Origin of the sequence: Escherichia sp. TC-EC600-tetX4 (genome assembly GCF_019356055.1) — a bacterium.
Classification (GTDB): domain Bacteria; phylum Pseudomonadota; class Gammaproteobacteria; order Enterobacterales; family Enterobacteriaceae.
In genome coordinates, this window is sequence record NZ_CP079924.1 from 2,301,511 (window position 1) to 2,325,198 (window position 23,688).

The 23,688-nt window shown below is 49.1% G+C and carries 17 protein-coding genes; 16 read left to right on the top strand and 1 reads right to left on the bottom strand.

The window, feature by feature from the left end:
* Nucleotides 1-13: 13 nt before the first annotated feature.
* The 13 genes from KXD89_RS11165 (at nt 14) to KXD89_RS11230 (ending at nt 20,521) form a co-directional block, all read left to right on the top strand.
* On the top strand, nt 14-2,386 hold the full coding sequence (locus tag KXD89_RS11165; protein WP_000832437.1) for a TonB-dependent siderophore receptor: 2,373 nt from the start codon (nt 14-16) through the stop codon (nt 2,384-2,386).
* 56 nt (nt 2,387-2,442) lie between these two features.
* Entirely contained in the window at nt 2,443-5,226 is a 2,784-nt protein-coding gene (locus KXD89_RS11170) for a pitrilysin family protein (RefSeq protein WP_001244968.1), read from the top strand.
* 361 nt (nt 5,227-5,587) lie between these two features.
* Nucleotides 5,588-6,988, top strand: coding sequence for a glutamate decarboxylase (locus KXD89_RS11175; protein ID WP_000358930.1), 1,401 nt, complete (start codon nt 5,588-5,590; stop codon nt 6,986-6,988).
* A gap of 155 nt (nt 6,989-7,143) precedes the next feature.
* Nucleotides 7,144-8,679: an acid resistance gamma-aminobutyrate antiporter GadC gene (gadC, locus tag KXD89_RS11180; RefSeq protein WP_000246019.1), complete on the top strand. Its 1,536-nt coding sequence runs from the start codon at nt 7,144-7,146 to the stop codon at nt 8,677-8,679.
* Nucleotides 8,680-8,809: 130 nt separating this feature from the next.
* Nucleotides 8,810-10,129, top strand: a complete 1,320-nt coding sequence (locus tag KXD89_RS11185) for a family 10 glycosylhydrolase (protein WP_000350395.1) — start codon at nt 8,810-8,812, stop codon at nt 10,127-10,129.
* Nucleotides 10,130-10,492: 363 nt separating this feature from the next.
* Nucleotides 10,493-11,875 carry a diguanylate cyclase DosC gene (gene dosC, locus KXD89_RS11195; protein ID WP_000426292.1) on the top strand — a complete coding sequence of 461 codons (1,383 nt, stop codon included), beginning with the start codon at nt 10,493-10,495 and terminating at the stop codon, nt 11,873-11,875.
* A 24-nt stretch (nt 11,876-11,899) separates the two neighbouring features.
* A complete protein-coding gene (gene dosP, locus KXD89_RS11200) occupies nt 11,900-14,299 on the top strand; it encodes an oxygen-sensing cyclic-di-GMP phosphodiesterase DosP (RefSeq protein ID WP_001360132.1) in 2,400 nt (799 codons plus the stop codon).
* Nucleotides 14,300-14,556: 257 nt separating this feature from the next.
* Nucleotides 14,557-15,138: a D-alanyl-D-alanine dipeptidase gene (ddpX, locus tag KXD89_RS11205; protein ID WP_001285833.1), complete on the top strand. Its 582-nt coding sequence runs from the start codon at nt 14,557-14,559 to the stop codon at nt 15,136-15,138.
* Nucleotides 15,139-15,151: 13 nt separating this feature from the next.
* Nucleotides 15,152-16,702, top strand: coding sequence for an ABC transporter substrate-binding protein (locus tag KXD89_RS11210; protein ID WP_000830550.1), 1,551 nt, complete (start codon nt 15,152-15,154; stop codon nt 16,700-16,702).
* 1 nt (nt 16,703) lies between these two features.
* A complete protein-coding gene (locus KXD89_RS11215; protein ID WP_000145123.1) occupies nt 16,704-17,726 on the top strand; it encodes an ABC transporter permease in 1,023 nt (340 codons plus the stop codon).
* Nucleotides 17,723-18,619, top strand: coding sequence for a D,D-dipeptide ABC transporter permease (ddpC, locus tag KXD89_RS11220; RefSeq protein ID WP_000979626.1), 897 nt, complete (start codon nt 17,723-17,725; stop codon nt 18,617-18,619). The genes KXD89_RS11215 and ddpC overlap by 4 nt, the downstream gene beginning before the upstream one ends.
* A complete protein-coding gene (locus KXD89_RS11225) occupies nt 18,616-19,602 on the top strand; it encodes an ABC transporter ATP-binding protein (RefSeq protein ID WP_000193547.1) in 987 nt (328 codons plus the stop codon). The genes ddpC and KXD89_RS11225 overlap by 4 nt, the downstream gene beginning before the upstream one ends.
* Nucleotides 19,595-20,521: an ABC transporter ATP-binding protein gene (locus KXD89_RS11230; protein ID WP_001285536.1), complete on the top strand. Its 927-nt coding sequence runs from the start codon at nt 19,595-19,597 to the stop codon at nt 20,519-20,521. The genes KXD89_RS11225 and KXD89_RS11230 overlap by 8 nt, the downstream gene beginning before the upstream one ends.
* A 55-nt stretch (nt 20,522-20,576) precedes the next feature.
* On the opposite strand, the gene osmC is transcribed toward KXD89_RS11230, so the two are convergent.
* Complete coding sequence (gene osmC, locus KXD89_RS11235; RefSeq protein WP_000152305.1) at nt 20,577-21,008, bottom strand: peroxiredoxin OsmC; 432 nt, start codon at nt 21,006-21,008, stop codon at nt 20,577-20,579.
* A gap of 344 nt (nt 21,009-21,352) precedes the next feature.
* Here osmC and bdm point away from each other — a divergent pair, with 344 nt between their 5' ends.
* The 3 genes from bdm to maeA all read left to right on the top strand — a co-directional run bounded on the left by bdm (nt 21,353) and on the right by maeA (nt 23,661).
* The gene (bdm, locus tag KXD89_RS11240; protein ID WP_000495771.1) at nt 21,353-21,568 is read left to right on the top strand and encodes a biofilm-dependent modulation protein; all 216 of its coding nucleotides are present in this window, start codon (nt 21,353-21,355) and stop codon (nt 21,566-21,568) included.
* A gap of 101 nt (nt 21,569-21,669) precedes the next feature.
* A complete protein-coding gene (gene sra / locus KXD89_RS11245) occupies nt 21,670-21,807 on the top strand; it encodes a stationary-phase-induced ribosome-associated protein (protein WP_000841554.1) in 138 nt (45 codons plus the stop codon).
* Between the two features lie 156 nt (nt 21,808-21,963).
* On the top strand, nt 21,964-23,661 hold the full coding sequence (maeA, locus tag KXD89_RS11250; protein ID WP_000433476.1) for a malate dehydrogenase: 1,698 nt from the start codon (nt 21,964-21,966) through the stop codon (nt 23,659-23,661).
* The last annotated feature ends 27 nt before the right edge of the window (nt 23,662-23,688 follow it).

Genomic DNA, 23,688 nt, shown 5'->3' on the forward strand with positions numbered 1-23,688 from the left:
GAGATATAAATAAATGAAGCGAGTTCTTATTCCTGGCGTCATTTTATGTGGCGCTGATGTGGCGCAGGCCGTCGATGACAAAAACATGTACATGCATTTTTTTGAAGAGATGACGGTCTATGCTCCTGTCCCTGTACCCGTAAACGGCAACACGCATTACACCAGTGAAAGCATCGAGCGTTTACCGACCGGGAATGGCAATATCAGCGATCTGCTGAGAACCAACCCTGCGGTACGCATGGATTCAACGCAAAGTACCTCGTTGAACCAGGGAGATATTCGCCCTGAGAAAATCTCTATTCACGGTGCGTCGCCCTACCAGAATGCCTATTTGATTGACGGTATTAGTGCAACTAATAACCTGAACCCAGCGAATGAGTCCGATGCCAGTAGTGCAACCAATATTAGCGGGATGTCACAGGGGTATTATCTTGATGTCAGCTTACTGGACAATGTGACGCTTTATGACAGTTTTGTGCCGGTTGAATTTGGTCGCTTCAATGGCGGGGTAATTGATGCAAAGATCAAACGCTTCAACGCTGATGATAGCAAGGTGAAATTGGGTTATCGCACTACGCGTTCGGACTGGTTAACATCGCATATCGATGAGAATAACAAGAGCGCATTTAATCAAGGCTCTTCAGGAAGTACTTATTACTCCCCAGATTTTAAAAAGAACTTTTATACCTTGTCGTTTAATCAGGAACTCGCTGATAACTTCGGCGTTACCGCCGGTTTATCGCGCCGCCAGTCTGATATCACCCGCGCGGATTATGTTTCGAATGACGGCATTGTCGCCGGTCGGGCACAGTATAAAAACGTTATCGATACTGCATTAAGCAAATTTACCTGGTTTGCCAGCGACCGCTTTACCCACGATTTAACCTTAAAATATACCGGCTCCAGCCGTGATTATAATACCAGCACCTTCCCGCAGTCTGATCGCGAAATGGGTAATAAATCCTATGGTCTGGCATGGGATATGGATACGCAGCTCGCATGGGCCAAACTGCGTACCACCGTTGGTTGGGATCATATTAGTGATTATACCCGTCACGATCATGACATCTGGTACACCGAACTTTCATGTACATATGGTGATATTACAGGGCGTTGCACCCGTGGCGGATTAGGACACATTTCCCAGGCTGTAGATAATTACACCTTCAAAACACGCCTGGACTGGCAAAAATTCGCCGTGGGTAATGTTTCGCATCAACCCTACTTCGGCGCGGAATACATCTATTCCGATGCGTGGACTGAACGCCATAACCAGTCTGAATCCTATGTGATTAATGCTGCCGGAAAGAAAACTAACCATACCATTTACCATAAAGGTAAAGGCCGCCTGGGAATTGACAACTACACGCTGTATATGGCGGATCGCATTAGCTGGCGTAATGTGTCATTAATGCCCGGCGTGCGGTATGACTATGACAACTATCTGTCAAACCACAATATCTCCCCGCGCTTTATGACGGAATGGGATATTTTTGCTAATCAAACCTCAATGATTACAGCAGGTTATAACCGTTACTATGGCGGGAATATTCTTGATATGGGATTACGTGATATCCGCAATAGCTGGACGGAATCGGTATCAGGTAATAAAACTCTGACGCGTTATCAGGATTTGAAAACGCCTTATAACGATGAACTGGCAATGGGATTGCAGCAGAAAATCGGTAAGAACGTTATTGCGCGTGCAAACTATGTTTACCGTGAAGCGCATGATCAAATCAGCAAAAGCAGTCGTACCGACAGCGCGACTAAAACCACCATTACTGAATATAACAACGATGGCAAAACCAAAACGCATTCGTTCAGCCTCAGTTTTGAACTGGCCGAACCCCTGCATATCCGCCAGGTAGATATTAACCCACAAATTGTCTTTAGCTATATCAAGAGCAAGGGCAACTTGTCGTTAAACAATGGTTATGAGGAGAGCAATACCGGTGATAACCAGGTGGTTTATAACGGTAATCTGGTCTCTTACGATAGCGTTCCAGTGGCAGATTTTAATAACCCATTAAAGATCTCCTTAAACATGGATTTCACGCATCAACCGAGCGGGTTAGTGTGGGCGAATACGCTGGCCTGGCAAGAAGCGCGTAAAGCTCGCATTATCCTTGGTAAGACAAATGCGCAATACATCAGCGAATATTCAGATTACAAGCAGTATGTTGACGAAAAACTGGATAGCAGCCTGACCTGGGACACCCGCTTGTCCTGGACGCCACAATTTCTGCAACAACAAAACCTGACGATCAGTGCCGATATTCTCAATGTACTGGATAGCAAAACCGCTGTTGATACAACGAACACCGGTGTGGCGACCTACGCCAGTGGCCGTACTTTCTGGCTTGATGTCAGCATGAAATTTTAATAGTTCGGATTTTACTTAACCGGGTAAATTCGCCCGGTTTTCGCATGGAGATAATTATGAGAAACCTCTGTTTCTTACTGACGTTAGTGGCAACTCTGTTGCTCCCCGGGCGGCTGATTGCCGCCGCCTTACCGCAGGATGAAAAGTTAATTACCGGGCAACTGGACAATGGCTTGCGATATATGATTTATCCGCATGCTCATCCAAAGGATCAGGTAAATTTATGGCTGCAAATTCATACCGGTTCATTGCAGGAAGAAGACAATGAGCTCGGCGTGGCTCATTTTGTAGAACATATGATGTTTAACGGCACAAAAACATGGCCGGGTAATAAAGTCATCGAAACATTTGAGTCAATGGGCCTGCGTTTTGGTCGCGATGTTAATGCCTATACCAGCTATGACGAAACGGTGTATCAGGTGAGTTTGCCGACTACGCAGAAACAAAATCTGCAACAAGTGATGGCAATCTTCAGTGAATGGAGTAATGCCGCAACCTTTGAAAAACTCGAAGTAGACGCTGAACGTGGCGTAATTACTGAGGAATGGCGTGCCCATCAGGATGCGAAATGGCGCACCTCTCAGGCGCGCCGCCCTTTCCTGCTGGCAAATACCCGTAATTTAGACCGTGAACCTATCGGCCTGATGGATACTGTCGCCACGGTCACACCGGCACAATTGCGCCAATTTTATCAACGCTGGTATCAACCAAATAATATGACCTTTATCGTGGTCGGCGATATCGACAGTAAAGAAGCGCTGGCGCTGATAAAGGATAATTTAAGTAAGCTTCCGGCTAACAAAGCAGCTGAAAATCGCGTCTGGCCGACAAAAGCCGAAAACCACCTGCGCTTTAATATCATTAATGATAAAGAAAACCGGGTGAACGGCATCGCACTCTATTATCGCCTGCCAATGGTACAAGTGAACGATGAGCAAAGCTTTATCGAACAAGCTGAATGGAGCATGTTAGTTCAGCTGTTCAATCAACGTCTGCAGGAACGCATACAGTCGGGCGAGTTGAAGACTATTTCTGGCGGCACTGCGCGCAGCGTTAAAATTGCACCCGATTATCAGTCGCTGTTTTTCCGTGTAAATGCACGAGACGATAATATGCAGGATGCTGCGAATGCATTAATGGCAGAGTTGGCAACCATTGATCAGCATGGTTTTTCTGCTGAAGAACTCGATGATGTCAAATCTACCCGCCTCACCTGGCTGAAAAATGCGGTTGATCAGCAAGCTGAACGTGATTTACGTATGCTGACCAGTCGCCTGGCATCCAGCTCATTAAATAATACGCCGTTCTTGTCGCCGGAAGAGACATATCAACTTTCGAAACGTCTGTGGCAGCAAATTACCGTGCAAAGTCTGGCGGAAAAATGGCAGCAGTTAAGAAAGAACCAGGACGCATTTTGGGAGCAAATGGTAAACAATGAGGTTGCCGCCAAAAAAGCATTGTCTCCTGCGGCTATCCTGGCGCTGGAAAAGGAGTACGCCAACAAAAAGCTGGCGGCTTACGTCTTCCCAGGCAGAAATTTATCGTTAACAGTAGACGCAGACCCACAGGCGGAAATTAGCAGCAAAGAAACGCTGGCGGAGAATCTGACATCATTAACACTTTCCAATGGTGCCAGGGTTATTCTGGCAAAATCCGCGGGTGAAGAGCAAAAGCTACAAATTATTGCCGTATCGAATAAAGGCGATTTAAGTTTCCCTGCGCAGCAAAAATCACTTATCGCGCTGGCAAATAAAGCAGTTAGCGGAAGCGGCGTTGGCGAACTCTCCTCTTCCAGCCTGAAACGCTGGAGTGCGGAAAATTCGGTAACCATGAGCAGTAAAGTCAGTGGCATGAATACGTTGCTCTCCGTTAGCGCGCGGACTAATAACCCTGAACCTGGTTTTCAGTTGATTAACCAGCGAATCACCCACAGCACGATTAACGATAATATTTGGGCATCGCTACAAAATGCTCAAATTCAGGCGTTGAAAACGCTCGACCAGCGTCCAGCGGAGAAATTCGCCCAGCAGATGTATGAGACGCGCTATGCTGATGACCGCACGAAATTACTGCAAGAAAATCAGATTGCACAGTTTACTGCCGCAGATGCGCTGGCTGCCGATCGCCAATTGTTTTCATCTCCAGCGGATATCACGTTTGTCATTGTCGGTAATGTCGCAGAAGACAAACTCGTGGCGTTAATTACGCGTTACTTAGGATCAATCAAACACTCTGATTCGCCATTAGCCGCAGGTAAACCATTAACTCGCGCGACGGACAACGCATCGGTTACTGTAAAAGAACAAAATGAACCTGTGGCACAGGTTTCACAGTGGAAGCGTTATGATTCCCGGACACCTGTTAATCTGCCGACGCGTATGGCGCTCGATGCTTTTAACGTCGCACTGGCAAAAGATCTACGTGTTAATATTCGTGAACAGGCATCTGGAGCATACAGCGTTTCTTCTCGCCTCTCGGTTGATCCTCAGGCCAAAGATATCAGTCATTTGCTGGCTTTTACTTGTCAACCAGAACGACATGATGAACTGTTAACGTTAGCGAATGAAGTGATGGTTAAGCGTCTGGCTAAAGGGATCAGTGAGCAAGAACTGAATGAATACCAGCAAAACGTTCAGCGCAGCCTCGATATCCAACAGCGTAGCGTTCAACAATTAGCGAACACTATTGTAAATAGTCTTATTCAATATGACGATCCTGCAGCATGGACTGAGCAGGAGCAATTGTTGAAACAAATGACGGTAGAGAATGTTAACACTGCCGTTAAACAATATCTTTCTCATCCGGTAAATACTTATACCGGAGTATTATTGCCAAAATAATAACAGCCCCGTCAACACATCGTTGGCGGGGATTTTAGCAATATTCGCTATTTTTATGTAATAATTTTATAAATGCGTTCAAAATAATAATCAAGTACTAATAGTGATATTTTAAGGTCTGATTTTTACGTGATAATTCAGGAGACACAGAATGCGCATAAAAATAACAGCATAAAACACCTTACCACCACCCAAGAATTTCATATTGTATTGTTTTTCAATGAAAAAATATTATTCGCGTAATATCTCACGATAAATAACATTAGGATTTTGTTATTTAAACACGAGTCCTTTGCACTTGCTTACTTTATCGATAAATCCTACTTTTTTAATGCGATCCAATCATTTTAAGGAGTTTAAAATGGATAAGAAGCAAGTAACGGATTTAAGGTCGGAACTACTCGATTCACGTTTTGGTGCGAAGTCTATTTCCACTATCGCAGAATCAAAACGTTTTCCGCTGCACGAAATGCGCGACGATGTCGCATTCCAGATTATCAATGACGAATTATATCTTGATGGCAACGCTCGTCAGAACCTGGCCACTTTCTGCCAGACCTGGGACGACGAAAATGTCCACAAATTGATGGATTTATCCATTAACAAAAACTGGATCGACAAAGAAGAATATCCGCAATCCGCAGCCATCGACCTGCGTTGCGTAAATATGGTTGCCGATCTGTGGCATGCGCCTGCGCCGAAAAATGGTCAGGCCGTTGGCACCAACACCATTGGTTCTTCCGAGGCCTGTATGCTCGGCGGGATGGCGATGAAATGGCGTTGGCGCAAGCGTATGGAAGCTGCAGGCAAACCAACGGATAAACCAAACCTGGTGTGCGGTCCGGTACAAATCTGCTGGCATAAATTCGCCCGCTACTGGGATGTGGAGCTGCGTGAGATCCCTATGCGCCCCGGTCAGTTGTTTATGGACCCGAAACGCATGATTGAAGCCTGTGACGAAAACACCATCGGCGTGGTGCCGACTTTCGGCGTGACCTACACCGGTAACTATGAGTTCCCACAACCGCTGCACGATGCGCTGGATAAATTCCAGGCCGACACCGGTATCGACATCGACATGCACATCGACGCTGCCAGCGGTGGCTTCCTGGCACCGTTCGTCGCCCCGGATATCGTCTGGGACTTCCGCCTGCCGCGTGTGAAATCGATCAGTGCTTCAGGCCATAAATTCGGTCTGGCTCCGCTGGGCTGCGGCTGGGTTATCTGGCGTGACGAAGAAGCGCTGCCGCAGGAACTGGTGTTCAACGTTGACTACCTGGGTGGTCAAATTGGTACTTTTGCCATCAACTTCTCCCGCCCGGCGGGTCAGGTAATTGCACAGTACTATGAATTCCTGCGCCTCGGTCGTGAAGGCTATACCAAAGTACAGAACGCCTCTTACCAGGTTGCCGCTTATCTGGCGGATGAAATCGCCAAACTGGGGCCGTATGAGTTCATCTGTACGGGTCGCCCGGACGAAGGCATCCCGGCGGTTTGCTTCAAACTGAAAGATGGTGAAGATCCGGGATACACCCTGTATGACCTCTCTGAACGTCTGCGTCTGCGCGGCTGGCAGGTTCCGGCCTTCACTCTCGGCGGTGAAGCCACCGACATCGTGGTGATGCGCATTATGTGTCGTCGCGGCTTCGAAATGGACTTTGCTGAACTGTTGCTGGAAGACTACAAAGCCTCCCTGAAATATCTCAGCGATCACCCGAAACTGCAGGGTATTGCCCAACAGAACAGCTTTAAACATACCTGATAACGTTTAACGGTAACGGTGTCCCGAAACGAACCCGTTTCGGGACAATTTCCAAAGTCTGTTCACTGGCATTAGCAACGGAAAATATTGTTCTGAATACGCTTCAGAACAAAACAGGTGCGGTTCCGACAGGAATACCGTTTTAGGGGGATAATATGGCTACATCAGTACAGACAGGTAAAGCTAAGCAGCTCACATTACTTGGATTCTTTGCCATAACGGCATCGATGGTAATGGCTGTTTATGAATACCCTACCTTCGCAACATCGGGCTTTTCATTAGTCTTCTTCCTGCTATTAGGCGGGATTTTATGGTTTATTCCCGTGGGACTTTGTGCTGCGGAAATGGCCACCGTCGACGGCTGGGAAGAAGGTGGTGTCTTCGCCTGGGTATCAAATACTCTGGGGCCGAGATGGGGATTTGCAGCGATCTCATTTGGCTATCTGCAAATCGCCATTGGTTTTATTCCGATGCTCTATTTCGTGTTAGGGGCACTCTCCTACATCCTGAAATGGCCAGCGCTGAATGAAGACCCCATTACCAAAACTATTGCAGCACTCATCATTCTTTGGGCGCTGGCATTAACGCAGTTTGGTGGCACGAAATACACGGCGCGAATTGCTAAAGTTGGCTTCTTCGCCGGTATCCTGTTACCTGCATTTATTTTGATCGCATTAGCGGCTATTTATCTGCACTCCGGTGCCCCCGTTGCTATCGAAATGGATTCGAAGACCTTCTTCCCTGACTTCTCTAAAGTGGGCACCCTGGTAGTATTTGTTGCCTTCATTTTGAGTTATATGGGCGTAGAAGCATCCGCAACCCACGTCAATGAAATGAGCAACCCAGGGCGCGACTATCCGTTGGCTATGTTACTGCTGATGGTGGCGGCAATCTGCTTAAGCTCTGTTGGTGGTTTGTCTATTGCGATGGTCATTCCGGGTAATGAAATCAACCTCTCCGCAGGGGTAATGCAAACCTTTACCGTTCTGATGTCCCATGTGGCACCAGAAATTGAGTGGACGGTTCGCGTGATCTCCGCACTGCTGTTGCTGGGTGTTCTGGCGGAAATCGCCTCCTGGATTGTTGGTCCTTCTCGCGGGATGTATGTAACAGCGCAGAAAAACCTGCTGCCAGCGGCATTCGCTAAAATGAACAAAAATGGCGTACCGGTAACGCTGGTCATTTCGCAGCTGGTGATTACGTCTATCGCGTTGATCATCCTCACCAATACCGGTGGCGGTAACAACATGTCCTTCCTGATCGCACTGGCGCTGACGGTGGTGATTTATCTGTGTGCTTATTTCATGCTGTTTATTGGCTACATTGTGTTGGTTCTTAAACATCCTGACTTAAAACGCACATTTAATATCCCTGGTGGTAAAGGGGTGAAACTGGTCGTGGCAATTGTCGGTCTGCTGACTTCAATTATGGCGTTTATTGTTTCCTTCCTGCCGCCGGATAACATCCAGGGTGATTCTACCGATATGTATGTTGAATTACTGGTTGTTAGTTTCCTGGTGGTACTTGCCCTGCCCTTTATTCTCTATGCTGTTCATGATCGTAAAGGCAAAGCAAATACCGGCGTCACTCTGGAGCCAATCAACAGTCAGAACGCACCAAAAGGTCACTTCTTCCTGCACCCGCGTGCACGTTCACCACACTATATTGTGATGAATGACAAGAAACACTAACCATGTCTGAATGGTTATAAGACAAGGGAGCGATAATTCATCGCTCCCTTTTTCGTGCTTGCTGTCGTATTGACTTAACGGGGATAAGTACGAGAATGAGCGCACATCTGTTTACCGGAAACCAGCACATATGGATATCTGCTCCCGAAACAAGAAATTAACGATTAGAAGACCAGCGATACTAGTTGCACTGGCACTTTTACTGTGTAGTTGTAAAAGCACGCCTCCAGAGTCCATGGTGACACCACCAGCAGGTTCAAAGCCACCAGCCACGACGCAACAATCGTCACAACCGATGCGTGGCATCTGGCTGGCCACGGTTTCTCGGCTCGACTGGCCACCGGTTTCCTCGGTTAACATTAGTAACCCCACCAGCCGGGCCCGTGTACAACAACAGGCGATGATCGACAAACTGGATCATCTGCAACGTCTCGGCATAAACACGGTCTTTTTCCAGGTCAAGCCGGACGGTACCGCCCTGTGGCCATCGAAAATTTTGCCGTGGTCCGATCTTATGACCGGTAAGATTGGTGAAAATCCGGGTTACGATCCGCTGCAATTTATGCTCGACGAAGCCCACAAGCGTGGGATGAAAGTACACGCCTGGTTTAACCCCTATCGCGTATCGGTTAATACGAAGCCCGGTACTATCAGGGAACTGAATAGCACTCTGTCTCAACAACCGGCGAGCGTCTATGTGCAACACCGCGACTGGATCAGAACGTCTGGCGATCGCTTTGTCCTCGACCCGGGCATCCCTGAGGTTCAGGACTGGATCACATCAATAGTCGCAGAAGTGGTTTCCCGCTATCCCGTAGATGGCGTGCAGTTTGACGACTATTTCTATACGGAGTCACCGGGTTCACGGCTAAATGATAACGAAACGTACCGTAAATACGGAGGCGCATTTGCGTCAAAAGCAGACTGGCGGCGCAACAATACTCAGCAGTTAATTGCAAAGGTATCGCACACCATTAAAAGCATTAAGCCGGGAGTCGAATTTGGTGTTAGCCCGGCAGGCGTGTGGCGTAACCGATCACACGATCCGCTCGGTTCCGATACCCGAGGCGCGGCAGCCTATGACGAATCCTACGCTGACACCCGTCGATGGGTGGAACAAGGATTGCTGGATTACATTGCTCCCCAAATTTACTGGCCGTTCTCACGGAGTGCCGCGCGTTATGACGTGTTGGCAAAATGGTGGGCGGATGTCGTTAAACCGACCAGGACCCGCCTGTATATCGGTATCGCCTTCTATAAAGTGGGTGAACCTTCAAAGATAGAGCCAGACTGGATGATTAACGGCGGCGTACCGGAACTGAAAAAGCAGCTCGATCTTAACGATGCTGTGCCCGAAATTAGCGGCACCATCTTGTTCCGTGAGGACTATCTGAATAAACCGCAGACTCAACAAGCGGTCAGCTATCTGCAAAGTCGCTGGGGCAGTTAAACTCCCATTCTTACTTTGTAACAAGCCGGTGCTTTACCCACCGGCTTGTTACCCTCTTAAACTATCCCACTAATAATCATGCTTACTTAAGTCAAATTAACCACACTTAGTTAAACAGCCATAAATCCCTAATAAAAATGTATGAATATGAAAAACCATACGATATTCGCTGTCACCGAAAAATAATTACGATGGGCTATACTCTTCTGAAGAACAGTAGCGTAGATTGAAACTGTCCTAAATCGCTTATTTCTTTTCAGTATATCTTCATATTTCAGGAGAATATGGTGCAGTTAGTCGATCTCGCACGTTGCGTTTCATTTTGATTCCGTCTGATTTCCCAGCCTTATAAGGGTGTGAATTATGGAGATGTATTTTAAAAGAATGAAAGATGAGTGGACCGGACTTGTCGAACAGGCAGATCCGCCCATTCGTGCTAAAGCCGCGGAAATTGCCGTTGCGCATGCTCATTATCTGAGTATCGAGTTTTATCGAATTGTCCGCATCGACCCGCATGCCGAAGAATTCTTGAGTAATGAACAAGTTGAGCGGCAGTTGAAGAGTGCGATGGAACGCTGGATTATTAACGTGCTTTCTGCCCAGGTTGACGATGTCGAAAGGCTAATACAAATCCAGCATACCGTCGCGGAAGTGCATGCCCGCATAGGAATTCCGGTAGAAATTGTCGAGATGGGGTTTCGGGTGCTGAAAAAAATCCTCTATCCGGTGATCTTCTCTTCGGATTATTCCGCCGCAGAAAAACTTCAGGTCTACCATTTCTCGATTAACAGTATTGATATCGCGATGGAAGTGATGACTCGCGCGTTTACCTTTAGTGACAGTAGTGCCTCAAAGGAAGATGAAAACTATCGTATCTTCTCGTTACTGGAAAACGCCGAAGAAGAAAAAGAACGGCAAATAGCCTCAATACTTTCATGGGAAATAGATATTATCTATAAAATCCTGCTGGATTCTGATTTAGGCAGTAGTTTGCCTTTAAGCCAGGCTGATTTTGGCCTGTGGTTTAACCATAAAGGTCGACATTATTTTAGTGGTATTGCCGAAGTAGGCCATATCTCCCGTCTGATTCAGGATTTCGACGGTATTTTCAATCAAACCATGCGTAACACCAGAAATTTGAATAACAGAAGTCTGCGGGTGAAATTTTTATTACAGATAAGAAATACCGTATCGCAAATTATTACCTTGCTGCGTGAATTGTTTGAAGAAGTATCGCGCCACGAAGTCGGTATGGATGTACTGACGAAATTACTTAACCGCCGTTTCCTACCGACTATCTTCAAACGCGAAATTGCCCATGCCAACCGGACCGGTACACCGCTGTCAGTGCTGATTATTGACGTTGATAAATTCAAAGAGATCAACGATACGTGGGGCCATAACACTGGTGATGAAATTCTGCGTAAAGTCTCTCAGGCCTTTTATGACAACGTCCGCAGTAGTGATTATGTTTTCCGCTACGGGGGCGATGAATTTATCATTGTTTTGACTGAAGCTTCTGAAAACGAAACGTTACGTACCGCAGAACGTATTCGCAGTCGGGTGGAGAAAACCAAACTGAAAGCCGCAAACGGCGAAGATATTGCCCTCTCACTTTCCATCGGTGCCGCCATGTTTAATGGTCATCCTGACTATGAGCGCCTCATTCAAATAGCCGATGAAGCTCTGTATATCGCCAAAAGACGAGGTAGAAACCGTGTTGAACTCTGGAAAGCCAGTCTTTAGATGCGCCAGGATGCAGAGGTAATCATGAAGCTAACCGATGCGGATAATGCCGCCGATGGCATTTTTTTCCCCGCCCTTGAGCAAAATATGATGGGTGCGGTGTTAATTAACGAAAATGATGAAGTGATGTTTTTCAACCCCGCCGCAGAGAAGCTCTGGGGATACAAACGTGAAGAAGTCATTGGCAATAACATTGATATGCTGATTCCGCGGGATTTGCGTCCTGCGCATCCTGAATACATTCGTCACAACCGTGAAGGCGGTAAAGCGCGTGTTGAGGGGATGAGTCGGGAGCTGCAGCTGGAGAAAAAAGACGGCAGTAAAATCTGGACCCGTTTTGCGCTATCGAAAGTGAGCGCCGAGGGGAAAGTTTATTACCTGGCGCTGGTACGGGATGCCAGCGTAGAAATGGCGCAAAAAGAACAGACCCGACAATTGATTATTGCCGTTGACCATCTCGACCGACCGGTGATTGTCCTCGATCCGGAACGCCATATTGTGCAGTGCAATCGCGCATTTACCGAAATGTTTGGTTACTGCATTAGCGAAGCCAGCGGTATGCAGCCCGATACACTCCTGAACATTCCTGAATTCCCTGCCGATAACCGCATTCGTTTACAACAGTTGCTATGGAAAACCGCCCGCGATCAGGACGAATTTCTGCTGTTGACGCGCACCGGTGAAAAAATCTGGATTAAAGCCTCTATCAGCCCGGTTTATGACGTGCTCGCGCATCTGCAGAACCTGGTAATGACTTTCTCGGATATCACCGAAGAACGGCAGATTCGCCAGCTTGAAGGCAATATTCTCGCCGCCATGTGCAGCAGCCCGCCATTTCATGAAATGGGGGAAATCATTTGTCGTAACATCGAATCTGTACTCAACGAATCGCATGTTTCGCTGTTCGCACTGCGCAACGGGATGCCGATACACTGGGCGTCATCTTCCCACGGTGCAGAAATTCAAAATGCGCAAAGCTGGTCAGCGACCATTCGTCAGCGTGATGGCGCGCCTGCGGGGATCCTGCAAATTAAAACCTCGTCAGGAGCAGAAACCAGCGCCTTTATCGAACGCGTGGCAGATATCAGCCAGCATATGGCCGCGCTGGCGCTGGAACAGGAAAAAAGCCGTCAGCATATTGAACAACTCATCCAATTTGATCCGATGACCGGTCTGCCAAATCGCAATAACCTGCACAATTACCTCGATGACCTGGTCGACAAAGCCGTCTCTCCCGTGGTGTATCTCATCGGTGTTGACCATATTCAGGATGTGATTGATAGCCTTGGCTATGCGTGGGCCGATCAGGCATTGCTGGAAGTGGTCAATCGCTTTCGTGAAAAACTCAAACCGGATCAGTATCTCTGTCGTATCGAAGGTACGCAGTTTGTCCTCGTGAGCCTCGAAAACGACGTCAGTAACATTACCCAAATCGCCGATGAGCTACGGAATGTGGTCAGCAAGCCGATAATGATTGACGATAAACCCTTCCCGCTTACCTTGAGTATTGGCATCAGCTACGACCTGGGTAAAAACCGCGATTACTTGCTCTCCACTGCTCACAATGCAATGGATTATATTCGCAAGAATGGCGGTAACGGCTGGCAGTTCTTCAGCCCGGCGATGAACGAAATGGTAAAAGAGCGTTTGGTTTTAGGCGCAGCGCTGAAAGAAGCGATTAGCAATAACCAACTGAAACTGGTTTACCAGCCGCAAATCTTCGCAGAAACGGGTGAACTGTACGGCATCGAAGCCCTTGCTCGCTGGCACGATCCCCTGCATGGTCATGTGCCCCCTTCACGGTTTATTCCTCTCGCAGAAGAGATTGGTGAAATCGAAAATATTGGGCGCTGGGTCATCGCGGAAGCTTGCCGTCAGTTAGCAGAATGGCGTAGCCAGAATATTCATATCCCGGCGTTATCCGTGAACTTGTCGGCGCTGCACTTTCGCAGTAATCAACTGCCTAATCAGGTGTCTGATGCAATGCACGCCTGGGGTATTGACGGCCACCAGCTGACGGTAGAAATCACGGAAAGCATGATGATGGAACACGATACCGAAATCTTTAAGCGCATTCAGATCCTGCGTGATATGGGCGTGGGCTTATCGGTAGATGATTTTGGTACGGGCTTTTCCGGATTATCCCGCTTAGTCAGTCTTCCGGTAACGGAAATCAAAATTGACAAAAGTTTTGTCGATCGTTGTCTGACCGAAAAACGCATCCTTGCCTTACTTGAAGCCATTACCAGCATTGGGCAAAGCCTCAATTTAACCGTCGTGGCGGAAGGCGTCGAAACCAAAGAGCAATTTGAGATGCTACGCAAGATCCACTGTCGCGTTATTCAGGGATATTTCTTTTCCCGCCCCCTACCCGCCGAAGAAATTCCAGGCTGGATGAGCAGCGTGTTACCGCTGAAAATCTGACAAATTCCTCTCGCCCGCACTCGCGGGTTTTCATTTAACGTGACACTGTCACTTAAATACTGTGATTTCAGCTACGATTCCGGGAGATTCCTTCCTTAACTTCCCCTCTTGCACCAAAACTGCACTACGCTGCACAAATGTTGATCAAAAGTTAAAAAATATAACTTTAAGCCAGCATTCTGGCGCTTATCCCGGCATGGCATGAGATCTGCATAAGCGGAAAGCGCAGCAATTTTTGTCTTATACAGGAACCGTTTATGTCGGATACCACCGAACTGGTTGATTTAGCCGTAATCTTCCCTGATCTGGAGATCGAATTGAAATACGCCTGCGCTGATAACATCACAGGTAAAGCTATTTATCAGCAAGCGCGTTGTCTGTTACACAAGGATGCGATTACCGCGCTGGCGAAAAGTATCAGCATCGCCCAGCTGTCAGGGTTACAACTGGTGATTTACGATGCGTATCGCCCACAACAAGCACAGGCGATGTTGTGGCAAGCCTGCCCAGACCCGCAATATGTTGTTGATGTGACGGTCGGTTCTAATCACAGCCGTGGCACGGCGATCGACCTGACGCTTCGTGATGAGCACGGGAACATCCTCGATATGGGCGCAGGGTTCGATGAAATGCACGAGCGCTCCCATGCCTATCACCCTTCCGTCCCGCCCGCCGCTCAGCGCAATCGGCTGTTGCTGAATGCGATAATGACTGGTGGCGGTTTTGTCGGTATCTCCAGCGAATGGTGGCACTTCGAATTACCCCAGGCAGCGAGTTACCCTCTGCTCGCTGATCAATTCTCTTGTTTTATATCCCCTGGCACACAGCACGTCAGTTAATCAGGAAACTGTCATGAAGAGATCGATATCGTTTCGTCCCACATTGCTCGCGCTCGTCCTTGCCACAAATTTCCCGGTTGCGCACGCCGCCGTACCAAAAGATATGCTGGTGATTGGTAAGGCCGCCGATCCACAAACCCTCGACCCGGCGGTAACAATAGATAATAACGACTGGACAGTGACCTACCCGTCTTATCAGCGGCTGGTTCAGTACAAAACGGACGGTGATAAAGGCTCAACCGACGTTGAAGGCGATCTGGCAAGTAGCTGGAAAGCGTCTGACGATCAAAAAGAGTGGACGTTCACCCTGAAAGATAATGCTAAATTTGCCGATGGCACACCTGTCACTGCCGAAGCAGTAAAACTTTCTTTTGAGCGGCTACTAAAAATCGGCCAGGGGCCAGCAGAAGCATTTCCCAAAGATTTAAAGATTGATGCTCCCGACGAACATACGGTGAAGTTTACCCTTAGCCAACCATTCGCACCGTTCCTCTACACGCTGGCGAATGACGGTGCATCCATTATCAATCCGGCGGTCTTAAAGGAACATGCAGCGGATGATGCTCGCGGCTTCCTCGCGCAAAATACCGCCGGTTCCGGACCATTTATGCTGAAAAGCTGGCAAAAAGGTCAGCAATTAGTTCTGGTGCCAAATCCGCATTACCCAGGCAATAAACCGAACTTCAAACGGGTATCGGTAAAAATTATTGGTGAAAGTGCCTCCCGTCGCCTGCAGCTCTCCCGTGGCGACATTGACATTGCCGATGCGCTGCCGGTGGATCAACTCAACGCCCTGAAGCAGGAAAATAAAGTCAATGTGGCAGAGTATCCGTCACTGCGCGTTACCTATCTGTATCTGAATAACAGCAAAGCGCCTCTTAATCAGGCGGATCTGCGTCGGGCCATTTCCTGGTCTACCGATTATCAGGGCATGGTTAACGGCATTCTGAGTGGTAACGGAAAACAGATGCGCGGCCCGATTCCGGAAGGCATGTGGGGCTACGATGCGACGGCAATGCAATACAACCATGACGAAACGAAAGCCAAAGCCGAATGGGATAAAGTGACGAGCAAACCCACCAGCCTGACGTTTCTCTACTCCGATAACGATCCGAACTGGGAGCCTATTGCTCTGGCGACACAATCCAGTCTCAACAAGCTGGGCATCATTGTGAAGCTGGAAAAGCTGGCGAACGCCACCATGCGCGACAGAGTGGGTAAAGGTGATTACGACATTGCGATTGGCAACTGGAGTCCGGATTTTGCCGACCCGTATATGTTTATGAATTACTGGTTTGAGTCAGACAAAAAAGGTCTGCCGGGTAACCGCTCGTTCTATGAAAACAGTGAGGTCGATAAGTTACTGCGCAATGCGCTTGCGACCACCGACCAGACGCAGCGTACCCGGGACTACCAGCAGGCACAGAAAATCGTCATTGATGACGCTGCTTATGTGTACCTGTTCCAGAAAAACTACCAACTGGCGATGAACAAAGAGGTGAAAGGCTTTGTGTTCAATCCCATGCTGGAACAGGTCTTCAATATCAATACCATGAGTAAATAACGTGACCTTCTGGAGTATTTTACGCCAACGCTGCTGGGGGCTGGTGCTCGTGGTGGCGGGCGTCTGCGTGATTACGTTTATTATCTCGCATCTGATCCCTGGTGATCCGGCGCGGTTACTGGCGGGTGACCGCGCCAGCGATGCTATCGTGGAAAATATTCGCCAGCAACTGGGACTGGACCAGCCACTGTATGTACAGTTTTACCGCTACGTCAGCGACCTGTTTCATGGTGACCTGGGAACATCCATTCGTACCGGGCGTCCGGTGCTGGAAGAGTTGCGTATATTTTTCCCGGCGACGCTGGAGCTGGCTTTTGGTGCCCTGCTGCTGGCACTCCTGATTGGCATCCCGCTGGGCATACTCTCTGCAGTCTGGCGAAATCGCTGGCTGGATCATCTGGTGCGAATAATGGCCATTACCGGAATCTCCACACCTGCGTTCTGGCTTGGGCTGGGCGTCATTGTGCTGTTTTATGGTCATCTGCAAATTCTTCCCGGCGGCGGAAGGCTTGATGACTGGCTGGATCCACCAACGCACGTTACCGGCTTTTATCTGCTCGATGCGCTGCTTGAAGGCAACGGTGAAGTCTTCTTCAATGCGTTGCAACATCTCATCTTACCGGCATTAACGCTGGCGTTCGTTCACCTGGGAATTGTCGCTCGCCAGATCCGCTCAGCGATGCTGGAACAATTGAGTGAAGACTACATTCGTACCGCCCGGGCCAGCGGCTTGCCCGGCTGGTATATCGTTTTATGTTATGCGCTACCCAATGCGTTGATCCCATCGATTACCGTATTGGGTTTGGCGCTGGGCGATTTGTTGTATGGCGCAGTGCTCACCGAAACCGTTTTTGCCTGGCCCGGAATGGGTGCATGGGTAGTAACATCAATACAGGCGCTCGACTTCCCGGCAGTGATGGGCTTTGCCGTCGTGGTTTCATTTGCTTATGTGCTGGTCAACCTGGTGGTGGATTTGCTCTATTTGTGGATTGATCCGCGTATCGGACGTGGAGGTGGTGAATGATGCTAAGCGAGGAAACGTCCGCCGTACGCCCACAAAAACAAACGCGATTTAACGGTGCAAAACTGGTATGGATGCTGAAAGGCAGTCCGCTCACCGTGACCAGCGCAGTCATCATTGTATTAATGCTATTGATGATGATTTTTTCACCGTGGCTGGCGACGCATGATCCCAACGCCATTGATTTAACCGCCCGCCTTTTGCCGCCTTCTGCGGCGCACTGGTTTGGCACCGATGAAGTGGGACGCGATCTGTTTAGCCGCGTACTGGTCGGCAGTCAGCAATCAATTCTCGCCGGATTAGTCGTGGTTGCCATTGCGGGTATGATTGGTTCGCTACTCGGATGTCTATCCGGTGTGCTTGGTGGACGCGCAGACGCCATCATCATGCGCATCATGGACATTATGCTGTCGATTCCTTCGTTGGTACTGACAATGGCACTGGCTGCCGCTCTCGGGCCGAGTTTGTTTAACGCCATGCTGGCTATTGCTATTGTGCGAATTCCCTTTTATGTGCGCCTGGCGCGGGGGCAAGCATTAGTTGTACGCCAGTATACCTATGTTCAGGCGGCGAAAACCTTTGGCGCGTCTCGTTGGCATCTGATCAACTGGCATATTTTACGTAACTCCCTACCGCCGCTGATCGTGCAGGCATCGCTGGATATCGGTAGCGCGATTTTAATGGCCGCCACGTTGGGATTTATTGGCCTGGGTGCTCAACAACCGAGTGCTGAATGGGGCGCGATGGTAGCAAATGGTCGCAACTATGTACTCGATCAGTGGTGGTATTGCGCATTTCCGGGGGCAGCGATTTTGCTTACCGCCGTCGGGTTTAATCTCTTTGGTGATGGTATTCGCGATCTGCTTGACCCGAAAGCAGGAGGAAAGCAGTCATGACCCAACCCGTTCTGGACATTCAACAACTGCATTTGAGTTTCCCCGGTTTTAACGGTGATGTTCACGCGCTCAACAATGTGTCCTTGCAGATTAACCGCGGTGAAATTGTCGGTCTGGTGGGAGAATCCGGCTCAGGTAAATCAGTCACCGCAATGCTGATTATGCGTCTGCTACCGACGGGCAGTTATTGCGTACATCGGGGGCAGATTTCCCTGCTGGGAGAAGATGTTCTTAACGCGCGGGAAAAACAGCTTCGTCAGTGGCGCGGCGCACGAGTGGCGATGATCTTTCAGGAACCGATGACCGCCCTCAATCCGACACGTCGAATAGGTCTTCAGATGATGGACGTGATCCGCCATCATCAACCAATAAGTCGTCGGGAAGCCAGAGCTAAAGCGATTGACCTGCTGGAAGAGATGCAAATCCCGGATGCCGTGGAAGTTATGTCGCGCTATCCGTTTGAGCTTTCAGGTGGTATGCGCCAGCGGGTAATGATTGCGCTGGCATTCTCCTGCGAGCCGCAATTGATTATTGCCGACGAACCGACTACGGCGCTGGACGTCACGGTGCAGTTGCAGGTACTGCGTTTGCTTAAACATAAAGCCCGCGCCAGTGGAACTGCGGTTCTGTTCATCAGCCATGATATGGCCGTGGTGTCGCAACTGTGCGATAGCGTTTACGTGATGTATGCCGGAAGCGTAATTGAAAGCGGCGTGACGGCAGACGTTATCCATCATCCCCGGCATCCGTATACCATTGGTTTGCTGCAATGCGCACCAGAACATGGAGTACCACGCCAGCTATTACCCGCCATTCCAGGGACGGTACCAAACCTCACCCATTTGCCTGACGGCTGCGCTTTTCGCGATCGTTGCTATGCGGCAGGTGCACAGTGTGAAAACGTCCCGGCGCTGACAGCGTGTGGTGACAACAACCAGCGCTGTGCCTGTTGGTATCCGCAGCAGGAGGTTATAAGTGTCTGACACGTTATTAACGTTACGCGACGTCCATATCAATTTCCCGGCCCGTAAAAACTGGCTTGGTAAAACTACGGAACATGTTCATGCCATTAATGGTATTGATTTACAGATCCGCCGTGGTGAAACCTTAGGGATCGTCGGCGAGTCAGGCTGCGGCAAAAGCACCCTCGCACAGCTTTTAATGGGTATGCTGCAACCGAGCCACGGGCAGTACATCCGTTCTGGCTCACAACGCATTATGCAGATGGTGTTTCAGGACCCGCTCTCTTCGCTTAATCCGCGCTTACCGGTGTGGCGCATCATCACAGAACCGCTCTGGATAGCTAAGCGTAGTAGTGAACAACAGCGGCGAGCGTTGGCAGAGGAGTTGGCTGTGCAGGTGGGTATTCGTCCGGAGTATCTCGACCGCCTGCCTCATGCGTTCTCCGGCGGGCAGCGGCAACGTATCGCCATTGCCAGAGCACTCTCTTCGCAGCCTGACGTGATTGTGCTTGATGAGCCAACCTCTGCGCTGGATATCTCCGTTCAGGCGCAGATCCTCAATTTACTGGTAACGCTACAGGAAAATCACGGGCTGACCTATGTGCTGATTTCACACAATGTCTCGGTGATACGTCATATGAGCGATCGGGTGGCGGTGATGTATCTCGGGCAGATTGTAGAACTGGGCGACGCGCAGCAGGTGCTGACGGCACCTGCACATCCATACACCCGATTATTGCTGGATTCCCTCCCCGCCATTGATAAACCGCTGGAGGAAGAATGGGCATTACGTAAAACGGATCTGCCGGGAAACCGCACGTTGCCGCAAGGCTGTTTTTTCTACGAACGTTGCCCGCTGGCAACCCACGGATGTGAAGTCCGGCAATCATTAGCAATAAGGGAGGACGGACGTGAGCTCCGGTGCTGGCGGGCGCTGTAGAGATGCTAACAACGCATCAGGCATTCACGCGCCTGACGCGTCATCCGGCAATGCTTTACGATTTCAACTGGTAATCCAGCGTAATTTCCGCTTTCAGTACCTGAGAGACCGGGCATCCTGCTTTTGCTTTCTGGATTATGCCGTCAAAGGTAGAGGCATCAATACCCGGCACCGCAACTTCACTCTTCAGTGCGATTTTCGTAATCGCAAAACCGGCATCCACTTTATCCAGCGACACATCGGCGGTGGTATCAATCGATGTTGGCGTGAATCCCGCTTCCCCCAGCATTAATGAAAGCGCCATTGAGAAACATGCGGCATGCGCTGCGCCAATCAGTTCTTCAGGGTTGGTTCCTTTTTCGCCTTCAAAACGCGTGTTAAATCCATACGGCTGTTGGTTCAGCACGCCACTCTCGGTGGATACTGTTCCCTTCCCGCGTTTGATATCGCCTTCCCAGTGTGCCTGACCTTTCTTATGGATTGTCATTGTTGCTCTCCTGTGGGCTTAAAAAGGAAATTATAGACTACGTGAGAAACAGCACGAGGATAAGCAGGATATTCCGAATAAAATCCGGCGAAAATATTACTTCTGCACTTAAATTAAATTCCCACAATAGATTACCGGGAATATATAACCCAAAAGATATTGTATCAATATTAATCGGATCATACCAATCACAATCCCTATGAATATCATGGTGTTAAAATATAAAAATCATCAACCAGGACTAATCTTAACAACGAAGCGGCAAATATTTGCCATGCTGAATGTGCTTTATAAATCTGCGATCCGTAGCAGACACCATAAATACACAGACACGGAGAATCACTATGTTTACTTATTATCAGGCAGAAAATTCAACAGCAGAACCCGCTCTGGTTAATGCCATTGAGCAAGGCCTTCGGGCACAGCATGGTGTTGTCACTGAAGATGACATTCTCATGGAGCTGACCAAATGGGTTGAAGCTTCTGATAACGACATCCTCAGTGATATCTACCAGCAAACGATCAATTATGTGGTCAGTGGCCAGCACCCTACGCTTTAAGGTGCTATGCTTGATCGGCAACCTAATTTAGGGGTTTAGCACGTGTTTCTTCGCTACGGCGATGTTGTCCTTAAAACTAGCTACAGGATTGAGGAGTTAAAATGAAATCGAACCGTCAGGCACGTCATATTCTTGGACTGGACCATAAAATTTCTAACCAGCGCAAAATAGTTACCGAAGGTGACAAATCCAGCGTAGTAAATAACCCAACCGGCAGAAAACGCCCCGCTGAAAAGTAATTCATAACCATCAGTCCTCAATGACGATTAAACACCATTGCCTGCGCAATGGTGTTTTTGTTTTTATCTGCTTTATACTTGAGGCCGACGCCCTGGCGGTAAAGCAAAGACGATAAAAGCCCCCCAGGGATGGATATTCAAAAAAGAGTGAGTGACATGGAACCAAAAACAAAAAAACAGCGTTCGCTTTATATCCCTTACGCTGGCCCTGTACTGCTGGAATTTCCGTTGTTGAATAAAGGCAGTGCCTTCAGCATGGAAGAACGCCGTAACTTCAACCTGCTGGGGTTACTGCCGGAAGTGGTCGAAACCATCGAAGAACAAGCGGAACGAGCATGGATCCAGTATCAGGGATTCAAAACCGAAATCGACAAACACATCTACCTGCGTAACATCCAGGACACTAACGAAACCCTCTTCTACCGTCTGGTAAACAATCATCTTGATGAGATGATGCCTGTTATTTATACCCCAACCGTCGGCGCAGCCTGTGAGCGTTTTTCTGAGATCTACCGCCGTTCACGCGGCGTGTTTATCTCTTACCAGAACCGGCACAATATGGACGATATTCTGCAAAACGTGCCGAACCATAATATTAAAGTGATTGTGGTGACTGACGGTGAACGCATTCTGGGGCTTGGTGACCAGGGCATCGGCGGGATGGGCATTCCGATCGGTAAACTGTCGCTCTATACCGCCTGTGGCGGCATCAGCCCGGCGTATACCCTTCCGGTGGTGCTGGATGTCGGAACGAACAACCAACAGCTGCTTAACGATCCGCTGTATATGGGCTGGCGTAATCCGCGTATCACTGACGACGAATACTATGAATTCGTTGATGAATTTATCCAGGCTGTGAAACAACGCTGGCCAGACGTGCTGTTGCAGTTTGAAGACTTTGCTCAAAAAAATGCGATGCCGTTACTTAACCGCTATCGCAATGAAATTTGTTCTTTTAACGATGACATTCAGGGCACTGCGGCGGTAACAGTCGGCACACTGATCGCAGCAAGCCGCGCGGCAGGTGGTCAGTTAAGCGAGAAAAAAATCGTCTTCCTTGGCGCAGGTTCAGCGGGATGCGGCATTGCCGAAATGATCATCTCCCAGACCCAGCGCGAAGGATTAAGCGAGGAAGCGGCGCGGCAGAAAGTCTTTATGGTCGATCGCTTTGGCTTGCTGACTGACAAGATGCCGAACCTGCTGCCTTTCCAGACCAAACTGGTGCAGAAGCGCGAAAACCTCAGTGACTGGGATACCGACAGCGATGTGCTGTCACTGCTGGATGTGGTGCGCAATGTAAAACCAGATATTCTGATTGGCGTCTCAGGACAGACCGGGCTGTTTACGGAAGAGATCATCCGTGAGATGCATAAACACTGTCCGCGTCCGATCGTGATGCCGCTGTCTAACCCGACGTCACGCGTGGAAGCCACACCGCAGGACATTATCGCCTGGACCGAAGGTAACGCGCTGGTCGCCACGGGCAGCCCGTTTAATCCAGTGGTATGGAAAGATAAAATCTACCCTATCGCCCAGTGTAACAACGCCTTTATTTTCCCGGGCATCGGCCTGGGTGTTATTGCTTCCGGCGCGTCACGTATCACCGATGAGATGCTGATGTCGGCAAGTGAAACGCTGGCGCAGTATTCACCATTGGTGCTGAACGGCGAAGGTATGGTACTGCCGGAACTGAAAGATATTCAGAAAGTCTCCCGCGCAATTGCGTTTGCGGTTGGCAAAATGGCGCAGCAGCAAGGCGTGGCGGTGAAAACCTCTGCCGAAGCCCTGCAACAGGCCATTGACGATAATTTCTGGCAAGCCGAATACCGCGACTACCGCCGTACCTCCATCTAAGCCTGCGCCCGGTAGTGAAGGCTACCG

Excerpts from the sequence above, each read along its gene's own strand:
- KXD89_RS11225 (WP_000193547.1), top strand. The coding sequence starts at position 18,616 with ATGACCCAACCCGTTCTGGACATTCAACAACTGCATTTGAGTTTCCCC.
- ddpC (WP_000979626.1), top strand. The coding sequence starts at position 17,723 with ATGATGCTAAGCGAGGAAACGTCCGCCGTACGCCCACAAAAACAAACG.
- KXD89_RS11185 (WP_000350395.1), top strand. The coding sequence starts at position 8,810 with ATGGATATCTGCTCCCGAAACAAGAAATTAACGATTAGAAGACCAGCG.
- KXD89_RS11210 (WP_000830550.1), top strand. The coding sequence starts at position 15,152 with ATGAAGAGATCGATATCGTTTCGTCCCACATTGCTCGCGCTCGTCCTT.
- bdm (WP_000495771.1), top strand. The coding sequence starts at position 21,353 with ATGTTTACTTATTATCAGGCAGAAAATTCAACAGCAGAACCCGCTCTG.
- osmC (WP_000152305.1), bottom strand. The coding sequence starts at position 21,008 with ATGACAATCCATAAGAAAGGTCAGGCACACTGGGAAGGCGATATCAAA.
- KXD89_RS11165 (WP_000832437.1), top strand. The coding sequence starts at position 14 with ATGAAGCGAGTTCTTATTCCTGGCGTCATTTTATGTGGCGCTGATGTG.
- dosC (WP_000426292.1), top strand. The coding sequence starts at position 10,493 with ATGGAGATGTATTTTAAAAGAATGAAAGATGAGTGGACCGGACTTGTC.
- KXD89_RS11175 (WP_000358930.1), top strand. The coding sequence starts at position 5,588 with ATGGATAAGAAGCAAGTAACGGATTTAAGGTCGGAACTACTCGATTCA.
- ddpX (WP_001285833.1), top strand. The coding sequence starts at position 14,557 with ATGTCGGATACCACCGAACTGGTTGATTTAGCCGTAATCTTCCCTGAT.
- dosP (WP_001360132.1), top strand. The coding sequence starts at position 11,900 with ATGAAGCTAACCGATGCGGATAATGCCGCCGATGGCATTTTTTTCCCC.
- maeA (WP_000433476.1), top strand. The coding sequence starts at position 21,964 with ATGGAACCAAAAACAAAAAAACAGCGTTCGCTTTATATCCCTTACGCT.
- gadC (WP_000246019.1), top strand. The coding sequence starts at position 7,144 with ATGGCTACATCAGTACAGACAGGTAAAGCTAAGCAGCTCACATTACTT.
- sra (WP_000841554.1), top strand. The coding sequence starts at position 21,670 with ATGAAATCGAACCGTCAGGCACGTCATATTCTTGGACTGGACCATAAA.
- KXD89_RS11170 (WP_001244968.1), top strand. The coding sequence starts at position 2,443 with ATGAGAAACCTCTGTTTCTTACTGACGTTAGTGGCAACTCTGTTGCTC.